General features: G+C 37.9%; 18 protein-coding genes. 10 read left to right on the forward strand and 8 right to left on the reverse strand.

All coding sequences use genetic code 11. From position 1 onward, the window contains the following. The first annotated feature begins 116 nt into the window (after positions 1-116). Positions 117-1,292 (forward strand): trans-sulfuration enzyme family protein, encoded by a 1,176-nt coding sequence (locus GFH32_RS15025; protein ID WP_153512373.1) that lies wholly within the window; start codon positions 117-119, stop codon positions 1,290-1,292. 193 nt (positions 1,293-1,485) lie between these two features. On the opposite strand, the gene tpx is transcribed toward GFH32_RS15025, so the two are convergent. After that, positions 1,486-1,983 (reverse strand): thiol peroxidase, encoded by a 498-nt coding sequence (gene tpx, locus GFH32_RS15030; RefSeq protein ID WP_153512374.1) that lies wholly within the window; start codon positions 1,981-1,983, stop codon positions 1,486-1,488. Positions 1,984-2,158: 175 nt separating this feature from the next. Between tpx and GFH32_RS15035 the strand changes: the two genes are divergently transcribed. The 4 genes from GFH32_RS15035 to recA all read left to right on the forward strand — a co-directional run bounded on the left by GFH32_RS15035 (position 2,159) and on the right by recA (position 6,681). After that, the gene (locus GFH32_RS15035; protein ID WP_153512375.1) at positions 2,159-3,379 is read left to right on the forward strand and encodes an OmpP1/FadL family transporter; all 1,221 of its coding nucleotides are present in this window, start codon (positions 2,159-2,161) and stop codon (positions 3,377-3,379) included. A gap of 19 nt (positions 3,380-3,398) precedes the next feature. Then, the gene (locus tag GFH32_RS15040; protein ID WP_153512376.1) at positions 3,399-4,724 is read left to right on the forward strand and encodes an SGNH/GDSL hydrolase family protein; all 1,326 of its coding nucleotides are present in this window, start codon (positions 3,399-3,401) and stop codon (positions 4,722-4,724) included. A 132-nt stretch (positions 4,725-4,856) separates the two neighbouring features. Continuing rightward, on the forward strand, positions 4,857-5,540 hold the full coding sequence (gene nth, locus GFH32_RS15045; protein ID WP_153512377.1) for an endonuclease III: 684 nt from the start codon (positions 4,857-4,859) through the stop codon (positions 5,538-5,540). Between the two features lie 115 nt (positions 5,541-5,655). Next, on the forward strand, positions 5,656-6,681 hold the full coding sequence (gene recA / locus GFH32_RS15050) for a recombinase RecA (protein WP_153512378.1): 1,026 nt from the start codon (positions 5,656-5,658) through the stop codon (positions 6,679-6,681). Positions 6,682-6,837: 156 nt separating this feature from the next. On the opposite strand, the gene pruA is transcribed toward recA, so the two are convergent. The 5 genes from pruA to GFH32_RS15075 all read right to left on the reverse strand — a co-directional run bounded on the left by pruA (position 6,838) and on the right by GFH32_RS15075 (position 10,604). Continuing rightward, positions 6,838-8,472, reverse strand: coding sequence for an L-glutamate gamma-semialdehyde dehydrogenase (pruA, locus tag GFH32_RS15055; RefSeq protein ID WP_153512379.1), 1,635 nt, complete (start codon positions 8,470-8,472; stop codon positions 6,838-6,840). Between the two features lie 382 nt (positions 8,473-8,854). After that, positions 8,855-9,463, reverse strand: a complete 609-nt coding sequence (locus GFH32_RS15060) for a superoxide dismutase (protein ID WP_153512380.1) — start codon at positions 9,461-9,463, stop codon at positions 8,855-8,857. Between the two features lie 103 nt (positions 9,464-9,566). After that, positions 9,567-10,043, reverse strand: coding sequence for a nucleoside deaminase (locus GFH32_RS15065; protein ID WP_153512381.1), 477 nt, complete (start codon positions 10,041-10,043; stop codon positions 9,567-9,569). Next, the gene (locus tag GFH32_RS15070) at positions 10,043-10,387 is read right to left on the reverse strand and encodes a tRNA-binding protein (protein WP_153512382.1); all 345 of its coding nucleotides are present in this window, start codon (positions 10,385-10,387) and stop codon (positions 10,043-10,045) included. The genes GFH32_RS15065 and GFH32_RS15070 overlap by 1 nt, the downstream gene beginning before the upstream one ends. A 1-nt stretch (position 10,388) precedes the next feature. Continuing rightward, positions 10,389-10,604: a CsbD family protein gene (locus tag GFH32_RS15075; RefSeq protein ID WP_153512383.1), complete on the reverse strand. Its 216-nt coding sequence runs from the start codon at positions 10,602-10,604 to the stop codon at positions 10,389-10,391. A 71-nt stretch (positions 10,605-10,675) separates the two neighbouring features. On the opposite strand from GFH32_RS15075, the gene GFH32_RS15080 reads away from it, so the two are divergent. From GFH32_RS15080 to GFH32_RS15100, 5 genes are all read left to right on the forward strand, one after another. After that, positions 10,676-11,263, forward strand: coding sequence for a porin family protein (locus tag GFH32_RS15080; protein ID WP_153512384.1), 588 nt, complete (start codon positions 10,676-10,678; stop codon positions 11,261-11,263). Positions 11,264-11,427: 164 nt separating this feature from the next. Further along, positions 11,428-12,207, forward strand: coding sequence for a succinate dehydrogenase cytochrome b subunit (locus GFH32_RS15085; RefSeq protein WP_153512385.1), 780 nt, complete (start codon positions 11,428-11,430; stop codon positions 12,205-12,207). A 50-nt stretch (positions 12,208-12,257) separates the two neighbouring features. Beyond that, positions 12,258-14,192: a fumarate reductase/succinate dehydrogenase flavoprotein subunit gene (locus GFH32_RS15090; RefSeq protein WP_153512386.1), complete on the forward strand. Its 1,935-nt coding sequence runs from the start codon at positions 12,258-12,260 to the stop codon at positions 14,190-14,192. 42 nt (positions 14,193-14,234) lie between these two features. Next, positions 14,235-15,008 (forward strand): succinate dehydrogenase/fumarate reductase iron-sulfur subunit, encoded by a 774-nt coding sequence (locus GFH32_RS15095; protein ID WP_202111246.1) that lies wholly within the window; start codon positions 14,235-14,237, stop codon positions 15,006-15,008. 86 nt (positions 15,009-15,094) lie between these two features. After that, a complete protein-coding gene (locus tag GFH32_RS15100; RefSeq protein WP_153512387.1) occupies positions 15,095-18,856 on the forward strand; it encodes an ATP-binding protein in 3,762 nt (1,253 codons plus the stop codon). A gap of 274 nt (positions 18,857-19,130) precedes the next feature. Here GFH32_RS15100 and GFH32_RS15105 read toward each other — a convergent pair whose 3' ends face one another. Beyond that, on the reverse strand, positions 19,131-20,072 hold the full coding sequence (locus GFH32_RS15105; protein WP_228384153.1) for a hypothetical protein: 942 nt from the start codon (positions 20,070-20,072) through the stop codon (positions 19,131-19,133). A gap of 118 nt (positions 20,073-20,190) precedes the next feature. Beyond that, a complete protein-coding gene (gene gmd, locus GFH32_RS15110; protein ID WP_153512388.1) occupies positions 20,191-21,327 on the reverse strand; it encodes a GDP-mannose 4,6-dehydratase in 1,137 nt (378 codons plus the stop codon). Positions 21,328-21,395: the final 68 nt, after the last annotated feature.

The raw sequence follows: 21,395 nt of genomic DNA on the forward strand, positions 1-21,395 counted from the left end.
GATTCAGAATTTTCTTACGCTATAATAAATGTGTTGTCATTGATTCGCTAAAAAAAACAAAAATAAATGCGACAAGATTAGTAGTTTATGTATAAAAGTAAATAAATTTGTTCATCATGAACAACGAACAATCCAAAATTATACGCGAGCAAGCTCAACGCTCGGCATTACGCGAACACTCTGTACCTCTATACCTTACCTCAAGCTTTATTTTTGACAGTGCTGACCAAGGGCGAGCTGTTTTTGCTGATGAAGAAGAGGGAATGGTTTATTCACGTTATGCAAATCCAAACACCACTGAGTTTATCAACAAAGTATGTTTAATGGAAGATGCTGAAGCTGGATTAGCATTTGCGTCGGGTATGGGAGCTGTGTTTGCAACATTCGCTGGATTTATTGAAAGTGGGGATCATATTGTTTCATCTCGAGCAATTTTCGGTTCCACACATCAACTGTTCACTCAGTTATTTCCTCGTTGGGGTGTAACTACTACCTATGTAGATGCAATCAACCCCGAAGAATGGGAAAAAGCCATTCAACCGAATACAAAATTTATCTTCTTAGAATCTCCTTCCAATCCAGGACTTGAATTAGTCGATTTAGAATGGTTGGGAAGTTTAAAAAAGAAATACCCGAATATCATTTTTGCGATAGACAATTGCTTCGCGACCCCGTATCTTCAAAAGCCGCTACAATATGGATTTGATTTATCGATCCACTCGGCAACAAAATATATGGACGGTCAAGGTCGTGTTTTAGGTGGAGTTGTTGTTGGAAAACAAGAGCTAATCGACAAGATGATGTTTTTAATCCGCCATACAGGTCCTTCCATGTCGCCTTTTAATGCTTGGATATTATCCAAAAGTATTGAAACCTTGGGATTACGTATGGACAGACATTGTTCGAACGCACTAGCATTGGCTCAAACTTTGGAAAAAAACGCTGAAATTGCCGACGTGAAGTATCCATTCTTACCTTCTCACCCACAGTATGAGCTAGCGAAAAAACAAATGAAAGCTGGAGGTGGTATTGTTACTTTCGAAGTAAAAGGTGGAACAGAACGAGCATTCAAGTTTTTAGATGCTCTTAAAATGATAAAATATACTTCTAATCTCGGTGATGCGCGAAGTATTGCGACACATCCTGCAACGACAACGCATTCCAAATTATCCGAAGCGGAACGTGAAAAACTTGGTATTCGTCCTGGTACAGTACGTCTATCTGTAGGAATCGAAGAACAAGAAGATATCATTGGTGATATTTTACAGGCCTTAGAAGCATCTGTTGTTTAGTTATTAGCAATAGGTGGTGCTGGGGGCATCGACATACATACGAAAAAGCAAAAAAGAGCGACAATTGAAATTGTCGCTCTTTTTTGCTTTTGTTTTTTACTAAGTGTAAGATTTGCAAGTTGGCAAATCTAAACTGGGATATGCGCTTCGCTAGAAAGTTCTGATTAAGAACATTTCTTGTCTAATATGACTATTAGATTGACGCAAGAGCCGCTTCATAGTTAGGCTCTTCAGTAGTTTCCTCTACTTGTTCCGTATAAACAACTTGTCCATTTTCATCGATAACGACAACAGAACGGCTTAAAAGCCCTGTTAATGGTCCGTCACTAAATTTAACCCCATAAGCTTTTGCAAATGCGTCATCTTTAAAATCTGATAACGTAATTACATTTTCAATTCCTTCTGCTGCGCAAAAACGTGATTGGGCAAACGGAAGATCTTTAGAGATACATAATACCACTGTATTGTCAAGTCCTGCTGCCTTTTCATTGAATTGACGTACGGACATTGCACAAGTACCAGTATCGATACTAGGGAATATATTTAAAATAACTTTCTTACCTTTGAAGTCACTCAAAGACTTTGATGAAAGGTCGCCTGATGTTAAAGTAAAGTTTGGAGCAGTATCACCAATTTTAGGTAGGTTCCCTTCAGAATGAACTGCATTACCCTTGAATTTAATTTGTGCCATAATATCTTTTAGAATTGTATTTCTAAAGATAACCATTTAATCTGCAAATACGTTCTAACGAAAATCAATTACTTGCAGTTTATTAAATTGTGACAAATATTTTTATTGTAATTAATAAAAAAAATGCTATGTTAGCATATCAAATCTATTTGAAATAACGCTAATCAATATTTATATGAAACGATTATTACTGAGTTTGTTATTAGCTTCCCCTATTCTATTGCATGCACAAGGCTCGCAAGTGAATACGCAAAGTCAGAAAGCAGTTGGTATGGCTGGTGCCGGATCTGCATTGTTCATCGACGAAACATCAATTTTCTACAATCCTGGTGCGCTGGTCAAAATGGATCATAACGCTATTCAAGTTGGTGGTAGTGCAATTATGTATCGTTCTGCATTTCGCGAAGCTGGAAGTACGCAAGTCCATGACACGAAATTTCAAGTTTCTCCGCCATTCGGTGCCTATGCGACGTTTGGCCCCAAAAACTCCTGGTGGAAAGCCGGAATCGGTGTGTATACGCCATTCGGTGGATCGGTAGATTGGGGTAAAGAATGGCCGGGGCGTTTTTCATTGACGCATCTTTCAATGCGTGCAATTTATATTCAACCTACACTTAGCTTTAAGCTGACGGAGCAATTTAGTGTTGGTGGTGGATTTATTTATAACATTGGTCTGGTTGATTTAGGCCGTGCTCTACCAGTATTCTATCCGGATGGAACCGCCGGACAAGCAACATTAAAAGGTACGGGTTCCGGTACAGGTTACAACGTTGGTGTTCATTATAACTTAGAAGATCAATTTGCAATATCGTTAAGCTACCGCTCTAAAGTTGTTACAAAACTGGAAGGTGGAGACGCGACATTCGAAGTCCCAGCTTCTTTAGCTGCTAACTTCCCGAATGGCAAATTTGACGCCGAACTGCCATTGCCATCAACCTTTAATATTGGTATTGCTTTCCCACTAAGTGATAAAGTGAAAGCAGCAATTGATGGTTCATTAATCAACTACGATATCTACAAAGAACTAGTTTTTGATTATGAAACAAATACTCCAGTACTTTCAGATACTCGCTCGGTTAAAAAATACCAAAACGCTTTCTCAGGTAAAGCTGGTATCAACTACGAAGTGAACGATGCATTAGCCTTACGCGTTGGTGCCGGATACGTTTATACACCTGTTCAGGGAAAATATGTTTACCCAGAAACACCAGATAACAATCGCATCATGGCTGCGGGTGGTGTGAGCTACAAGTTTAATCCAAAATGGGAATTGTCTGCGGCTTACGTATTCCAAAAGATCTTAGCTCGTACAACAACTAATGCAGAAACTGCATTGCGCGGAACCTATGAAACCAATATCCATGCGCCAGGTATCTCGGTATCTTATAAATGGTAAGCCTTAATTGATGAAAACAATGAAAAAGAACTTTAAACTATATATCGGACTGGCAATTTTAGGACTTGTCAGCTCTTGTAAACCGGAAATCGATACCCCAACTTTAAGTAAAGGAACTGCAGATTTTTCGAAATTTGTAGCCATTGGGAACTCTTTAACTTCAGGGTATGCTGATAACGGCTTGTATTTGGAAGGTCAAAAAGTAGCCTTTCCTAATTTAATTGCCGATCAAATGAAATCTGTTGGTGGTGGCGAGTTTACTTCACCATTTTTCCCTGCGGATAAAGCAAACGGCTCGGGCTATATTATGCTTGAATCCCTTGTTGATGGAAATCCCGTAATGAAACCTGTAACGGATAACTTAGCTATTCGCGGAGCAAATCCTAAAGGAAAACCTTTATATATCAAGTATACCGACCCTATTCAAAATTTAGGGGTACCAGGCATGCGTTTAGACATGGCTTTTGCTCCAGGAGTTGGTACCGTAATGGGTAACCCGTATTTTGAGCGTTTATTGCCAGACAATACGCCGCAAACAATGACTTACTTCCAATACGCTACTACTCATGATTATACATTTTTCTCCTTTTGGTTAGGAAATAATGACGTATTGGGCTATGCAACTAATGGCGCTGTATCTACTGTGATCGAGGATGGTGTTCCTGTAGAAGACCCTACAAAGCAATTGACGTCTTTACCTTTATTTACACAGCTTTATACTAATTTTATCAAGACGTTAACGACGGGTGGTAAAAAGGGCGTAGTAGCAACAATCCCAGATGTTACTGCCGTTCCATTCTTAAATACAGTAACTACAGCACGCATAAATGCTGGTCTAGAAGCAGCAACAGGGGGCGCGTTCAAGAATGTCTTTATTCAAACGAAAACAGGACCACGTGCAGCTACAGCAAAAGACTTGTTCCCATTAACATTTAGTACGGCAGCATTAGGAAAGCCAAATGCAATTGGCCCAGGATATGGCCTAAGCCCATTAAATCCTGTTGAAGATAACCTAGTTTTAGACGAAGCAGAAATTGTACAAGTTTCAACCCGCGTTGCTGAATTCAATAATGTAATCAAACAAGTTGCGGAGAGTAATAGCGTAGCTGTCGCGGACGTTCATGCATTTCTAAACAAAGTAAAAACAGGCTATGTTTACAATGGTGTTGGCATCAGTTCTGCGTTTATTACGGGGAATGCATTCTCATTAGACGGTGTGCACTTGACGCCAATGGGGAACGCTATTGTAGCCAACTTATTTATTGATGCGATTAATAATAAATATAATGCCTCGGTACCTAAAGTAGACATCTCACTTTACAGAGGAGTAAAATATCCGAATTAATTTTGGAAAACTTAACAGAAGGTTAGGGCTGTCAAATGACAGCCCTTTCTTTTTATCAAGAATTATCCCCGGCCTCCCAAGCGACTCTATACTTTTTAGTGAAATACTAACGACGAAACACTATCTTTGACTATGCTTAAGAAAGACAGGTATAAAGCTTTTGTAGAGTATTTTTCGACTCACAATCCCGATGCACAGACAGAGTTAAACTATAGCAATCCCTTTGAACTATTAGTTGCAGTTATTCTTTCTGCACAGTGTACCGATAAGCGGATCAATCAAATTACCCCAGCACTTTTTGCACGTTTTCCAGATGCAGAAAGTCTCGCGGCGAGTTCAGTTGACGAGGTATTTACATACATTCGATCTGTAAGCTATCCCAACAATAAAGCAAAACACTTAGTCGGCATGGGACAGAAACTATTGAACGAATTCAACGGCATAGTTCCTGAAAAAATTGAAGATCTGGTGAAACTACCTGGCGTTGGGCGCAAAACAGCCAATGTTATTTCCTCTGTAGTTTATCATAATCCGGCAATGGCAGTCGATACACACGTGTTTCGCGTCAGCAACAGATTAGGTTTAACATCGCGAGCGACAACTCCCCTTGCGGTAGAGAAACAACTCGTTAAATATCTTCCAAAAGAAACGATAGCTATCGCGCATCATTGGCTGATATTACATGGACGTTACATCTGTCTCGCAAGGAAGCCGAAATGTGAGCAATGTCCGATTACCTATTTCTGTAAATACTTTGAGAAAACCCATCAAGTAAAAGCGGTGAGCAAGACTTTGAAACAAGAAATCGAACTATAATTTACTTGATCGATTCGCTCAAATATCACACTAAATAAATTAAACTAATTTTTTTAGTAAATAATTTTGATTTATTCCAACATTATATTATTTTTGATCTCGATATACTAAAAATATGAGCAATACAGACAAATTAAAAGCATTACAGCTTACTTTAGATAAATTAGAGAAATCGTACGGTAAAGGTACGATCATGAAATTAGGTGATACAGCTGTAGAACCTATTGAATCGATCTCTACAGGATCATTAGGATTAGATATCGCATTAGGTATTGGTGGAGTTCCAAAGGGACGTATTATTGAAATCTACGGTCCTGAATCATCTGGTAAAACTACTTTGGCGACGCATATTGTTGCCGAAGCACAGAAAAAAGGCGGTATTGCAGCAGTTATTGATGCTGAGCACGCCTTTGATAAATATTACGCTCAAAAATTAGGCGTCGATGTTGAAAATCTATTAATCTCTCAACCGGATAACGGTGAGCAAGCATTAGAGATCGCTGATAACTTAATCCGTTCCGGCGCGATTGATGTTATCGTAATTGACTCGGTTGCAGCTTTAGTTCCAAAAGGAGAAATTGAAGGTGAGATGGGCGAATCGAAAATGGGATTACAAGCTCGTTTGATGTCTCAAGCGCTACGTAAATTGACAGGTACTATTTCTAAAACAAACTGTTGTTGTATTTTTATCAATCAATTGCGTGAGAAAATTGGCGTTATGTTTGGTAACCCAGAAACGACAACAGGTGGTAATGCTTTAAAGTTCTACGCTTCTGTTCGTTTAGATATCCGTCGTACCTCACAAATTAAAGATGCTGATGAAGTAGCAGGTAACCGCGTTAAAGTAAAAATCGTGAAGAACAAAGTAGCTCCTCCTTTCCGTATTGCTGAATTTGATATTATGTTTGGTGAAGGTATTTCTAAGGTGGGTGAAATTATCGACTTAGGTGTAGAATACGGCATCGTGAAGAAATCAGGATCTTGGTTTAGCTATGGCGACACGAAATTAGGTCAAGGTCGTGATGCTGTGAAATCATTATTGCTTGACAATCCTGATTTATCAGATGAGTTAGAAGCAAAAATTAGAGCCGAAGTAACTGGTCAAAATTTGGATGAGACCATCTTACACGAAGACAAATAAGCTTTTTTATTACAATCAAATTCACTCTAGGTTTCAAAAAATGGGAAATATGCAGCAGTTATCTATGATAACTGCTGTTTTTTTTATACGAACTCTCTAAAAAAGAGAAAGGAGGCCAAAGGCCTCCTTCTCTATATTATGCAATTAGGAGTATTGTTATTCCTCGGATAAGAAAGGATATCTGTAATCCGTATCCGGGTTAAAAGTCTCTTTAATAGTTCTTGGAGAAACCCAACGCAATAAATTGATCATCGATCCAGCTTTATCGTTTGTACCAGAGCCTCTAGCTCCGCCAAATGGTTGTTGTCCGACAACTGCACCAGTACACTTATCATTGATATAGAAGTTACCTGCTGCATTACGTAAATAATGCGTTGCTTCTTCTACAGCATAACGATCTTGTGCAATAATAGACCCTGTCAATGCATAGATAGACGTTTCATCAACAAGCTTCAACGTTTCCTTCCATTTTTTATCATCATAAACATAGATGGTCAACACTGGGCCAAATAATTCTTCAGATAAAGTTTCATAATCTCCAGTTTTTGCTAGAATAACTGTCGGGTTAATGAAATAACCTTTAGATTTATCATACTCTCCACCGATAACAACTTCTGCATCTTTTGATTCTTTCGCTCTGTCGATATATTTTGTAATCTTATCAAACGATTTCTCGTCAATTACAGCATTGATAAAGTTGCTGAAATCTTCAGTTCCACCAATCTTGAAAGATTTAATATCTCTCTCCATTGATTTCTTCAATTCGCCCCACAATGATTTCGGTACATAAGCGCGAGAAGCAGCTGAACATTTTTGTCCTTGAAACTCAAATGCACCTCTAACAAGTGCTGTATTTAATACCTGCAAATCAGCTGAAGGGTGTGCAAGGATAAAGTCCTTTCCACCAGTTTCACCAACTATACGAGGGTAAGTTTTATATACATGGATATTTTCTCCAATAGTTTTCCAAATATCTTGGAATACGCCAGTAGAACCGGTAAAGTGAATACCCGCAAAATCTGGATGTTTGAAGATTACATCTCCAGCCTCAGGACCAGAAACATAAACTAAGTTGATAACACCATCAGGAACTCCAGCTTCTTTGAAGATTTGCATAAGCACATTCGCAGAATAGATTTGAGTGTTTGAAGGCTTCCAAACAACTACATTCCCCATCATTGCGGCACTTGTAGGTAAGTTACCTGCAATCGCTGTGAAGTTAAATGGAGTTAACGCGAAAACAAAACCTTCTAGAGGGCGTTGTTCCACACGATTCCATACGTTTTTCGGACTTATTGGAGGCTGTTGTTGATAGATCTCCGACATATATTTTACGTTGAAACGTAAAAAATCTGCGATTTCACATGCTGAGTCAATTTCCGCTTGGTAGGCATTTTTAGATTGGCCTAACATCGTAGCGGCATTCAATTTATAACGATATTTACTAGAAATTAACTCTGCAGCTTTCAAGAAAATTGCAGCACGTTGTTCCCATGGTAAGTTCTCCCAATCAGCTTTTGCAGCCAGTGCTGCATCAATTGCTTGCTTAACATGCTCCTTAGAACCTTGACTATAATAACCAAGAACATGTTTGTGATCATGTGGAGGAGTTAGTTTTGCTTTTTTAGCCGTATGAACTTCTTCAGATCCGATATACATAGGAACATCAATTTCTATTGCTCTTGCAGCAGCGATAGCTTCTTTTAACAAGCTTCTTTCTTTAGTTCCTGGCGCATAACTATAAACTGGCTCGTTTGTAGGCGTAGGAACATTAAAAAATCCTTTTAACATATTATATCTATTTTAAATTGACCAGACTGTTGAATGACATGTTTTTGATCATCTTAGACATGACTAGATCGTCTAGCGTTAATTACTTAGTGAACTGACTAAACAAATATGTAGCGTAAATTGTTTAGCAGCGTCGCTCATTAGTTAAGTGAAACATTCTGAACGTTTTCCAATACGAAATTACTAATTATTAGCGCTTGAAATAAAACCTATCTAAGTCGATTATAAACGTATATTGTCCGAGTTATAGGGATATAACCGCCACTTTTTAATAAAATGAGAATAGAACCAGCAATTTTAGCAAAGTCCATCAAATATTTGCCAATAAAAAAAACGGATAGCTTAAGTCGCTATCCGTTTTCTAAATTATATGTGCTTTAAATTACTTTGCAGCGCTATAACGTTCAGCAACTGCATCCCAGTTAATCACATTGAAAATTGCATCAAGGTATGCTGGGCGCTTATTTTGGTATTTTAAATAATACGCATGTTCCCATACATCAATACCTAAGATCGGTGTTCCTTTTACTTCAGCAACATCCATAAGTGGGTTATCTTGATTTGGAGTTGAAGTAACTGCTAATTTACCATCGGCAGTAACGATTAACCAAGACCATCCTGACCCGAAACGAGTAGCACCAGCTTCTTGCAATTTCTTCTTAAGCTCATCAAATGAACCAAAAGTATCATTAATTGCAGTCGCTAATTCGCCAGTAGGTTCACCACCTTTGTTAGGTCCTAAAACAGTCCAAAACAATTGGTGATTGAAGTGACCTCCACCATTATTGCGTACTGCTGCAGGATATTTGCTAATATTTTTGATAATGTCTTCTAGAGAAGCATTCTCAGCATCAGTACCGGCAATAGCTTTGTTCAAATTGTCTACGTAAGCTTGATGATGGCGATCGTGGTGAATCTCCATTGTATCTTTGTCAATATGTGGTTCTAATGCGTCTGCTGCGTATGGTAACGCCTCTAATTGAAATGCCATAATTTTATTATTTAATGAATGTTATGTTGTTCTAAGTATTATACGAATATAAAACAAAAAGGTCGAAGTATAGTTTGATTATACCTTAATTTTCTAGGCAAAACTAGCGTTTATTACGAAAAAAAGACTTTATTAGATTTGCACACTCTTCTTCAAGCACCCCAGATTGCACGATAGTCTTCGGGTGAATGATTTTATCATGAATACTAGCATATCCACGTTTTTCATCTCGAGCTCCATAAACAATTCGGCTAATCTGCGTCCAATAGGATGCGCCAGCGCACATTACACAGGGCTCAACAGTTACATATAAGGTGCAATCTTTCAAATACTTGCCGCCTAAGAAATTAGCTGCGGCAGTAAATGCCTGCATTTCCGCATGTGCAGTCACATCGTTCAGTCGCTCAGTCAAATTGTAGCCTTTTCCAATAATTTTCCCGCCGGCAACAATAATAGCACCAATTGGAACCTCTTGTTCATCGTAGGCTTGATGGGCTAATTTCAACGCCTCACGCATATATAACTCATCTGAATTTGCTGGGCTTAAATTCAGATCCTCTTCAAAATTATAAACTCTCATTATTTTAGTTTGGAACCATTGGGGACATGACGTTCAACCGTCGTCAAGATAATATCGCCGTTTGCATCTTCAAATCCAGTGACTAAGCACTCTGACATAAAATTAGCGATTTGCTTTCTCGGAAAATTAACAACTGCAACGACTTGCTTACCGACTAAATCAGACTTCGAATAGTGGACTGTAATTTGGGCACTGGATTTCAATACACCGAGTTCATCGCCAAAATCAATTGTTAATTGATAGGCAGGGCGTCTTGCTTTCGGAAAATCCTCTACGGCTAATACAGTCCCTACACGCAAATCAACTTTCTCAAAATCTCCCCAACTAATCAACTCCTCAACCATGTTACAAACTATTAGAGCTTAGATCGGACATTTCTTTAGATAACGTAAAAAGTACATAATCTACATTACGATGAAGTCTCTTCGCCAATCGCTGTAGTAATTCATCTTCCTGCCCTTCATGAAAGGTTAAATCCTCATCCGTTAAACGGTTGTATTTGCGTTGTAATTTTAGCTTTAAAACAGGCCAATCTTGTGCTTGAATCTTGAAATTAATCATGGATATATGCGCTTTATGGATAAAAAATTCTACTTTAGTGAATAGAAACAGTAAATATATAAATTTTTAACATGAAAAAAATTATACTAGCATTTGCTGCACTATTTCTAATGGTGCAAGCTTCACAAGCACAGTTATTACCAAGTTTCAAACTCGGAGTAAAAGGTGCATTAAACTTTTCCAGCTTAAAATCGGAAGGCAAATGGTTAAACTCAGACACTAAAACTGGTTATCAATTAGGTGTTTGGGGCCGTGTTGGAATCGCTGGCTTCCATGTGCAGCCGGAATTATATTATTCACAAAAAACAGCTGGTTTTGATCCAGAAAGTGAATCTGAAAATGGAGAGGTAACATTAAAGAGCATGGACCTTCCTATCCTATTAGGAACAAGAATTGGTTTAGGCCCATTAGGTGTACGTCTTCAAGCGGGTCCTGTATTCTCTTTTGCGCAAGATGGTAAAGTTGATTTGAAATCAGCTACTGATTTTGAAAACTATAAAAAATCATCCACTGGAATTATTGGTGGTATCGGTGCAGATATTCGCAACATCACGATTGATTTGCGTTATGAACATGGTTTAAACAATGTTAGTACGAAGAGCGACCAAAATCAAAAGATCAGCATGTGGTCTATTGGTGTAGGTTATGCGTTCCTATAACAGCAACAATATGAAAAGATTAGGCTCGATTGAATAACATTCGAGCCTTTCTTTTTTACAATTAGATTAGAAACGTTCTAAATTAGTCCTTTTTTGAACATAATTCTCATAAAATTGTCACCAAATAGATAGATTTGCGGAACTAAATTAAATTCATAGTAATAATGAGTAAATCAAAGCCAGTATTAACATCTTCACTAGGGAAGAAACTAATCATGAGCTTGACAGGATTGTTCTTATGTGCCTTCTTGATTGTTCATTTGATTGGTAATTTACAGCTCTTTAAAGATGATGCGGGGTATGCGTTCAACAACTACGCCTATTTCATGACCCATTTTACACCTATTAAGGTCGTATCTTACTTACTTTACGCTTCTATCATTATCCATGCCGTTTATGCTTTAGTATTAAGTACTAAAAATAAAGCAGCAAGACCTATTGGTTACAACCAATATGATGGGAAAGCAAGTAGCGCGTGGAATTCACGTAACATGGGGATTTTAGGTACTGTATTATTAGTTTTCATTGTCACACACATGCAAAACTTCTGGTATCAGTACAAGTTTGGTTCTACTCCTTACGTAGAATACCATACTGAACTAGCAACAGGAAACCAAGAAATCATCTCTCTAGATGAAATTCCTGCTGATTACGACGGGTATAAACTAATTGAGAGTAACGGTATTGAAACTGTTAAATCAAAAGATTTATACAGACAAGTTTCCGTAGCATTTCAAAATCCTTTGTTAGTAGGATTGTACCTATTAGGTATGGCAGCATTGTCATTCCACCTAATTCATGGTTTCCAATCAGCTTTCCAAACTGTTGGTTTTAATCACAGACGTTATGTAGGTATCGTTCGATGGATTGGAATTTGGATATTCGGTATCATTATTCCGATTGCCTTCGCTGCAATGCCGTTGTATTTTTATTTTGTTAAATAGGTTATTTACAGATTAAAGCGTCAGCTAAATCTACTAAATAAAAAAAGGATATGTTAGATTCAAAAGTACCTGCGGGCCCACTGGCCCTTAAATGGTCAAAACATAAATTTGATATGAAGCTGGTTAACCCAGCCAACAAACGTAAATTCACAGTTATCGTTGTTGGTACAGGTCTAGCCGGTGCATCTGCCGCAGCATCCCTAGCAGAATTAGGTTACAATGTAAAAACTTTCTGTTATCAAGATTCTCCACGTCGTGCGCACTCTATCGCTGCACAAGGGGGTATCAATGCTGCAAAAAACTATCAAAACGACGGTGACTCAGTATACCGTTTATTTTACGACACCATTAAAGGTGGTGACTACCGTGCTCGTGAGGCAAACGTTTACCGTTTAGCTGAAGTATCGGTAAATATTATCGATCAATGTGTTGCTCAAGGTGTTCCATTTGCTCGTGAATATGGAGGTTTATTGGATAACCGCTCTTTCGGTGGTGCTCAAGTATCTCGTACGTTCTACGCACGTGGTCAAACTGGACAACAATTATTATTAGGTGCTTATTCTGCACTTAATCGTCAAATTCAAAAAGGAAAAGTACAATCCTATACGCGTCATGAAATGCTAGATATCGTGAAGATTGACGGCGAAGCACGCGGTATTATTACACGTGACTTAGTATCAGGTAAAGTTGAAGCACATGAAGGACACGCTGTATTATTGTGTACAGGTGGATACGGAAACGTGTTTTTCTTATCTACTAACGCAATGGGATGTAATGTAACGGCAGCATGGAGAGCACACAAACGTGGTGCATTCTTTGCGAACCCTTGTTATACTCAAATCCACCCTACTTGTATCCCAGTTACTGGTGACCACCAATCAAAATTAACTTTGATGTCGGAGTCATTACGTAATGACGGTCGTGTATGGGTTCCTAAAACTATTGAATTAGCAGAGAAATTACGTAAAGGCGAAATGAAGCCTAAAGACATCAAAGAAGATGATCGTGATTACTTCCTAGAAAGAAAATACCCATCATTCGGTAACTTAGTTCCTCGTGACGTTGCTTCGCGTAACGCAAAGGAAATGGTAGATGAAGGTCGTGGTGTTGGTAAATCAGGAGTTGCTGTATTCTTAGATTTCGCAGAAGCGATTCAACGTTTAGGAAAAGATACAGTAGAAGCGAAATACGGTAACTTGTTCGATATGTATTATCAGATTACTGATGAGAACCCATATGAGCAACCAATGCGTATATATCCAGCAGTTCACTACACAATGGGTGGTGTATGGGTTGATTACAACTTGATGACTACTGTACCTGGCTTATACTGTTTAGGTGAGGCAAACTTCTCTGATCACGGTGCTAACCGTCTTGGTGCATCTGCATTAATGCAAGGTCTTTCTGATGGTTACTTCGTAATTCCATTCACTGTTGGAGATTACTTAGCAAAAATCGGAAACTTTAAACCTGTTGACAAAAACCATCCTGCTTTCGAGGAAACTCGCAAAGAAGTAGAAGGAAAGATCAACAAGTTATTATCTTTAAGAGGTTCTAAAACTGTCGATGATATCCACAAAAAGTTAGGTCACATTATGTGGGAATACTGTGGTATGGCTCGTACAGCAGAAGGCTTGACAAAAGCAAAAGGCTTAATTCAAGAATTACGTAAGGAATTCTGGTCGGACGCTTGTGTATTAGGCGAGAATGAAGAACTTAACATGTCATTAGAAAAAGCAGGTCGTGTTGCTGACTTCCTAGAATTAGGGGAGTTAATGGTAGATGATGCTTTAAATCGTAATGAATCATGTGGAGGTCACTTCCGTCTGGAATCGCAAACTGAAGAAGGAGAAGCAAAACGTGATGACGATCATTATGCATACGTAGCTGCTTGGGAATACAATGGTGATAACCAACCAGAGACTCTACACAAAGAAGAGTTAGTATTCGAAAACGTGAAGTTAACACAAAGAAGTTATAAATAACAGAAGGCTAGCAATAGCCTTTTGATACTCAATATTACAATTATGAGTGGACATATGAATTTAACGCTAAAAGTTTGGCGTCAAAAAAATATAAACGACAAGGGACAATTCGTGACTTATCAAGCAAAGGATATTGCTGACGATATGTCGTTCCTTGAAATGCTTGATGTCGTAAATGAAGATTTAACTCGTAAAGGTGAAGATCCAATTTACTTCGATCACGATTGCCGTGAAGGTATCTGTGGTATGTGTTCATTAGTTATCAATGGTCGCCCCCACGGTCCTAAATATGGTATTACTACGTGTCAATTACACATGCGTTCATTCCATGATGGTCAAACGATCGTTATTGAACCATGGCGTGCATCCGCTTTCCCTGTATTGAAGGATTTAGCGGTAGATAGAACTGCATTTGACCGTATTCAACAAGCTGGTGGATATGTAAATATCAACACTGGTGGTGTTCCTGATGCGAATACAATTCCTATTCCAAAACGCGTTGCTGATGAGGCTTTCGAATCGGCTACATGTATCGGTTGTGGAGCATGTGTGGCAGCATGTAAAAATGCTTCTGCGATGTTATTCGTTTCTGCGAAGATCTCTCAATTTGCATTACTTCCACAAGGTCAAACAGAGCGTTACGAACGTGCGCAAGCAATGGTTGATCAAATGGATGCAGAAGGTTTCGGTAACTGTACAAATACAGGAGCTTGTGAAGCTGAATGTCCTAAAGGAATTAAATTGACAAATATTGCTAGAATGAATCGTGAATACTTTACTGCGAAATTCTTCCGTCAAGAAGATATCCACGCATAAGGAATCATCAATCTTAATAAAGTCCTCGCAAAGTTTATTTGCGAGGACTTTTTTTTTATATTTACTGTTAATAATCAAATTTTTTAATGGGTAATAGGATACGAATTCTTCTACTGATTCTAACAGTTTTATTCTTAACGACGGCAATTACGATAAATAATATCGTCACTAAAGAAGATATGTTAGAATTGGATACGCGTACCTTGTCCAATAATCTACATAAATCGGAGCATCTGGTCGATGAGTATTTTGCAGACTCTGCAATGATGAAGGCCTTTCAAAATGTAGAGCTCTACCCTACTCAAGTACTTGATGTCACAAAAAAGATCGGAGCAAAAGACCGTATCTTCTTCTTTGTGTACAAAAATCATCAACCAATCTTCTGGAGTACCAATCTTTTCGTCCCGGTAAATGACTTAGGTTTTCAGTCCGACGTTAATTATATAAAAGAAGATAATCGGCATCTAGTCGTAAAGAAGAAAGCATTATCGAATAACAGCTCTTTATTAGCCATTATACCTATTAAGGCTGATTTTCCATTTACAAACCAATATCTGGAAAATATATTCAATGTAACATTACTATCCTCGGAAAACTTATCAATAGCAAATTATACGGATACTGAGAATATCAAAAACATCTACAGCAATAACGGGTCATATCTATTTTCGGTCAAGCTAAGTGAAGGGAAACACGACAATATTTTCATAAATATTCAATTCCTATGCTGGATATTTGCCTCACTCTGCTTCCTGATATTTGTACATAACATTTGCTATATGACAGCGAAGAATGGCAGGCCATGGCCGTCCATTGCTTTCTTCGCCCTCATACTTGTGCTAACCCGGTATGTTGATTTAAAAACAAATTGGTTAGCCGCTCAATCCAGTTTGGGGCTATTTAATCCAAAATATTACGCTTTTAGCCCAATCCTTCCAAATCTATGGGCATTCCTAATGACCACTTTCTTTGTTGTATGGTTTGTGTTCTATCTCCGATCGGTGATCGGTTTCCTCAAGTTTCCGGAAAGTTGGACGAAAACTAGTGTAGCAACTCTTGTATCATTAGGAGCGATATTGAGTATCTACTTTGTTAGTAACCTTTTATTTTACCACCTATCAACGCTAATAACCAATAGTTCTCAAGTTAGTCTTGATTTCACGCAACTACTATCATTCGACACGTATAGCTGGATTAATACCTTGATCTTCTGTATCAACATGGTTATCCTGCTCTATTTCATTGACACCATTGTCGGAGTTCTCAAAAATATATTACCTAATTCGACCTCATTCCTTAATCTTCAATTAATAGCCCTCGTTTCTGCAATTATCCTAAACGCTATTATTGTTGGAGAAAACACCTTCTTTAATATTTTTCTGGCTGGTGTAATTATGCTTCGTGCCTATAGCAATATGCGCATAAGCCTAAATTTCCCAACATTTGTATTGACACTTGTTTTTCTCGCGTTTATGGCGACGTCGGTTTATATGCGTAGTATTCATGATAAAGTGGAGCAAGAAATGAAAGTCACGCTTGGACAACTGGAAGCCGAAGACGACTTCAATGCACTCGCTCTCTTTGAAGATCTCGAGAAAGACATACTTAAAGACAAGCAACTTACCCAGCTATTTGCGATTAGTCTTCCGAATACGCAAACCGATATTATTAATCAATATCTAAAAACACATTATTTTAGTGGATACCTTTCTAAATTCGAATTCAACAGCTATTATTTCTTTGACCAGAAACCGTTAGAAAAATATAATGGTGACAAAATTGAAGAATATAGAGAAAAGGTAATTAACAACTCTACAAAAGTTCCTCAGACCGAAAACTTTTACCGCGTAAGAAGCGATTTAGGAACACACGAATACTTCCTTCAAATCGAACTTCCTATTCTCTACAACGGCGAAGAAAAGCAAGTACAGATTTATTTAAACCTAAAGAATAAAGCGTTTAATGCATCTTTAAACTATCCTGTTATTCTCGCGGACAGCCGTTCAGAGTTTATTAATAAACATAAGCAGCAAGCATCTTCTTTTGCACTCTATCGAGATGGCTATCTCGTTACCCAAAATGGATCTTTTACCTATCCAAATAGAGATGATAACTTTGCTAGTAAGATCGGACAATACAGTAACAATGAGAATTACAACGGATATTTTCATGTTATATATCGACCAGATAACCATACAAGCCTGGTTGTCAGCACGCCACAATTAAACTTTTGGCAGTCAATCGCTATTTTCTCATTCCTATTTTTAAGCTTGTATACCTTCTTTTTGGTATTCAACTTCCTCCGCTATTTTGCGAGTACAGTAACACGTCGCTCGTTTAATTTTACGAGTATTAAATATCACTTTAAGCTCTTAGTAAACCGAGTTCAATACAGTACACGAATTCAAACCATGATTATTGGAGTTGTTATCTTTGGTATTGTAGTCTCCGGATTAATCACATTTGTTAGTATTAGCTATCAATTAGAGAAAGATTCTATAGAACGACGTCAAAAGTACATTTTGGATGTTGTTAATAAGATCGAAGGATTGATGGAAGAATCTCCAAACTTAGATGAGAATCAATTCGACAATATACTTCAAAAACTATCCGAAACATCGGTCACCGATTTCAACCTATACGATAAGAACGGAAAACTACGGTTTACTTCTCAGCCTCGAATTTATGATATGGAGATAATCTCCACATACATCAATCCAACCGCCTTTAACAACTTAAATATTTTGAAGAAGACTGACTTGTTCTTAAAAGAGAAACTAGTCAGATTCGAATATAACTCGAGTTTTGCGGCAATCCGTAATAACGACTATAACACCGTACTATTTTTAAATATCCCCTACTTCACGACAGCGGAGCAAGAAAGTGCTAGCCAAAACTTGTTGTTAAATACCTTATTGAATATATATACCATAATTATCTTAGCATTTGGGTTCTTTACCGTATTAGTAGCCAACTCGATTACTAAACCGCTAAATCTAATTGGTAGAAAATTATCGGAGACAATCTTCAGCAATAAACCCAACGAACCACTATATTGGGAGAGAGACGATGAAATCGGAGCTCTTATTAAAGAGTATAATTATATGATCGTCAAATTAGAAGATAATGCGAAGCAATTGATGAATGCTGAACGGGAGTATGCATGGCGAGAGATGGCAAAACAAATCGCTCATGAAATTAAAAACCCGTTAACACCGATGAAGCTTGGTATTCAACAACTTTCTCGAAGTTACAGGGAGGGCGATCCGCGCTTTGAAGAACGATTCTACAAATTTTCGAACTCCTTTATTGAACAAATTAATAGCTTATCGAAGATTGCAACGGAATTCTCAAACTTCGCTAAGCTTCCTGATACCAACTTGGCAAAGATCAACATCATTGAAAAGATCAACAAGTCCGCAAATGTATATCACAATACACATAACACATATATCAAAGTAATCAATAATACCGACCAGGTAAACATCTATGTCTTGGGCGATAAAGATCAGTTGTTGAGAACCTTTAACAACCTGCTAAAAAACTCTATTGAAGCCTCTATTACGCGTAAAAAACACCTGATTAGCGTATTGGTAGATTATGCAGACGAGAAACACGTTCGAATACTTTTAAAAGATAACGGATTGGGTATTCCAAGCGATGTGATACCGAAAATCTTCCAACCGAACTTTACCACCAAAAGTTCAGGAACAGGTCTAGGATTAGCCTTTGTTAAGAAAACTGTAGAATCAATGAAAGGCGATATTACTTTCAGCACTTTTGAAGGAATCGGAACAACATTTACGATTATACTTCCTCTTTACAATGAGGACATGCTTGACGCATAATATTATTCCTCTTCTCGACTAAATCCTATTTAAAAGATAGCAAATCGTAGCGCCTATTGTTTAAGCACAAAACGCCACTGTAAGGCATTGCATTTGCAACCGGCATCTAGATATATCAAAAGAACAAAGAGTCAATTAGAGAGCCTTTATTAAGGCCGTATTCTTGCGTGCCAATGGAAATGGATCTAATAGGATTCTCTTCAATAACTATATATACAAAAGAAGCGAGCTAGCCGTCCGGCTAGCTCGCTTCTTTTGTATATATAATGCATTTCTATTTTAACACGATAGAGGCTCTACCCATAATCGAATTGTCAGCATATAACAAAATCGTATAGGCTCCTTTTTGAAAGCGTTGACCATTATTGTCCCAATTCATTAAGTACTCTTGTCCGTTATTTGTGAAATTAATACTCTCTTTAAAGCTATATTGAAGTTTTTCACCATGTACGTAGAAGATATCCTCAGAATTAGCTTCTAAATTACCTTTTGGATTAATTACACGAACATAAACATCCTTTTTCCCAGTAGTAGCCAAGGGATTATCCGCAATGGTAAAGCTAACTTGCAATTTATCAATTCGCTTCGATTTTGTCTCTATTTCGATTACTCCTCCCTTTTTCTCCTCTACACCCGCAATATGAATATTGGAAACTTTAATTGAAGACGCTTTATTTACTTTTTCATTTAAAACTTTATGATCTTTTGAAATCTTCTCCGACTTTTGATTACTCGCATTTAACTCGCCTTTCAAATCCGAGTTTGCCTCAGCCAACAGCTCATTTTTTATGCGAAGTTCCGTTACTTCGTCTTTCATTCTTGAAACACTGGTTTTCAGTTGATAAACCTGCTGTTTTGCCGTTTCTATCTGCTGATCAGTAATCTCACCCAGTTCAAGCTTATTTCTCAATTCTTCAATCTTCAACCGCGCCTCGCGTTCTGAAGATAGAAAATCTGGCGTAGAACCATTAGATTGAGACTTGATATTATCCAACTCCGCTTCAATTCTATCAATCTCGGATTGTAAGCTCTCTTTCTGTAAAGTTACAGTATAAAGCTTTTCTCCAGAAGACTTAAACTTAACGTAGAAATATATGTTCGTCGCTAAAAGTGCCGCAATGGCAATGATGAAAAAATAAATTTTAGAGCTATCGCGTTTAACCGCAACAAGCTCCTGATCTTCATTCATCCCTTTATTTTCAATTCCTGTTTTCATGATGCGTTTACGTACTTTTCGTCGACCCTAATTGTATTGAATAGTCAACTAGATATGTACGTTTAATATTATATTAACATTTTCGTAAAACAAATGGCAAAAACTGTTCCAACTATAATTATTCAAAATAATTAAGAGTTTCAAACCCGCCCTTCTTAAGATATTCTTCGCGCTTCATCAATTTCAGGTCAGACAAAACCATTTCGTTCACTAACATATCGAGCGAATACTTTGGTTTCCAGCCTAGCTTCGTTTGCGCTTTACTTGGATCTCCAATTAACAAGTCAACCTCTGTTGGTCGATAATACTGCGGATCAACTTTGACTACAGTTTGCCCTAATTTAATAGCCTCAGCTGTTAACCCAAGCTCTGCAAGTCGTTCCTCATCTCTATCAATGATTACACCTTTCTCCGCCTCACCTTTTCCACTAAATTCAATCTCAATTCCCAATTCTGAAAAAGCCATGCGAACAAATTCCCTTACCGTGGTCGTGACACCGGTTGCAATAACGAAATCCTCAGGCTTCTCTTGTTGAAGAATCAACCACATCGCTTCCACATAATCTCGAGCATGCCCCCAATCCCGTTGTGCTGACAAATTCCCTAAGTACAACTTGTCTTGCAATCCCAACGCTATTTTTGCAGCAGCTCGTGTAATCTTACGTGTAACAAACGTTTCTCCTCGAACAGGACTCTCATGATTGAATAAGATACCATTACAAGCAAACATCTGATAGGCCTCGCGATAATTTACGGTAATCCAATACGCATACATTTTTGCAACTGCATAAGGACTTCTCGGATAAAACGGAGTTGTCTCACTTTGAGGAACCTCTTGTACCAAGCCGTATAATTCTGATGTTGATGCCTGATATACTTTTGTATGCCCAATTAGGCCTAACAACCGAACCGCTTCTAAGATCCGTAGCATACCAATACCGTCGGCATTTGCTGTATATTCAGGTGTATCAAAGCTAACCTTTACATGTGATTGAGCAGCCAAATTATAAATTTCATCCGGTCTAGTTTCTTGAATAACCCGGATAAGATTCGTAGAATCTGTCAAATCTCCATAATGAAGTACAAAATTACGTCCTAACTCATGAGGGTCTTGATATAAATGATCTATTCGATCCGTATTGAAAAGCGAACTTCTTCTTTTCAACCCGTGCACCATATAGCCTTTTTTTAATAGAAATTCAGCTAAATAAGCGCCATCTTGCCCCGTTATCCCCGTAATTAGCGCGACTTTCATTTGTTCTCGATTCATCCCCTTCGTAAAAATTATGCAAATATATTTAAAAAAAATGCAATCGATTGATG

The sequence above is a fragment of the Sphingobacteruim zhuxiongii genome, assembly GCF_009557615.1.
GTDB lineage: Bacteria > Bacteroidota > Bacteroidia > Sphingobacteriales > Sphingobacteriaceae > Sphingobacterium > Sphingobacterium zhuxiongii.

Bases quoted from the DNA above. Each gene is read 5' to 3' on its own strand.
- pruA (WP_153512379.1), bottom strand. From the start codon at position 8,472: ATGTTAAAAGGATTTTTTAATGTTCCTACGCCTACAAACGAGCCAGTT.
- GFH32_RS15040 (WP_153512376.1), top strand. From the start codon at position 3,399: ATGAAAAAGAACTTTAAACTATATATCGGACTGGCAATTTTAGGACTT.
- GFH32_RS15025 (WP_153512373.1), top strand. From the start codon at position 117: ATGAACAACGAACAATCCAAAATTATACGCGAGCAAGCTCAACGCTCG.
- nth (WP_153512377.1), top strand. From the start codon at position 4,857: ATGCTTAAGAAAGACAGGTATAAAGCTTTTGTAGAGTATTTTTCGACT.
- GFH32_RS15085 (WP_153512385.1), top strand. From the start codon at position 11,428: ATGAGTAAATCAAAGCCAGTATTAACATCTTCACTAGGGAAGAAACTA.
- GFH32_RS15075 (WP_153512383.1), bottom strand. From the start codon at position 10,604: ATGATTAATTTCAAGATTCAAGCACAAGATTGGCCTGTTTTAAAGCTA.
- GFH32_RS15095 (WP_202111246.1), top strand. From the start codon at position 14,235: ATGAGTGGACATATGAATTTAACGCTAAAAGTTTGGCGTCAAAAAAAT.
- GFH32_RS15100 (WP_153512387.1), top strand. From the start codon at position 15,095: ATGGGTAATAGGATACGAATTCTTCTACTGATTCTAACAGTTTTATTC.
- gmd (WP_153512388.1), bottom strand. From the start codon at position 21,327: ATGAAAGTCGCGCTAATTACGGGGATAACGGGGCAAGATGGCGCTTAT.
- GFH32_RS15070 (WP_153512382.1), bottom strand. From the start codon at position 10,387: ATGGTTGAGGAGTTGATTAGTTGGGGAGATTTTGAGAAAGTTGATTTG.
- tpx (WP_153512374.1), bottom strand. From the start codon at position 1,983: ATGGCACAAATTAAATTCAAGGGTAATGCAGTTCATTCTGAAGGGAAC.
- GFH32_RS15080 (WP_153512384.1), top strand. From the start codon at position 10,676: ATGAAAAAAATTATACTAGCATTTGCTGCACTATTTCTAATGGTGCAA.
- GFH32_RS15060 (WP_153512380.1), bottom strand. From the start codon at position 9,463: ATGGCATTTCAATTAGAGGCGTTACCATACGCAGCAGACGCATTAGAA.
- GFH32_RS15090 (WP_153512386.1), top strand. From the start codon at position 12,258: ATGTTAGATTCAAAAGTACCTGCGGGCCCACTGGCCCTTAAATGGTCA.
- GFH32_RS15065 (WP_153512381.1), bottom strand. From the start codon at position 10,043: ATGAGAGTTTATAATTTTGAAGAGGATCTGAATTTAAGCCCAGCAAAT.
- GFH32_RS15035 (WP_153512375.1), top strand. From the start codon at position 2,159: ATGAAACGATTATTACTGAGTTTGTTATTAGCTTCCCCTATTCTATTG.
- GFH32_RS15105 (WP_228384153.1), bottom strand. From the start codon at position 20,072: ATGAAAACAGGAATTGAAAATAAAGGGATGAATGAAGATCAGGAGCTT.
- recA (WP_153512378.1), top strand. From the start codon at position 5,656: ATGAGCAATACAGACAAATTAAAAGCATTACAGCTTACTTTAGATAAA.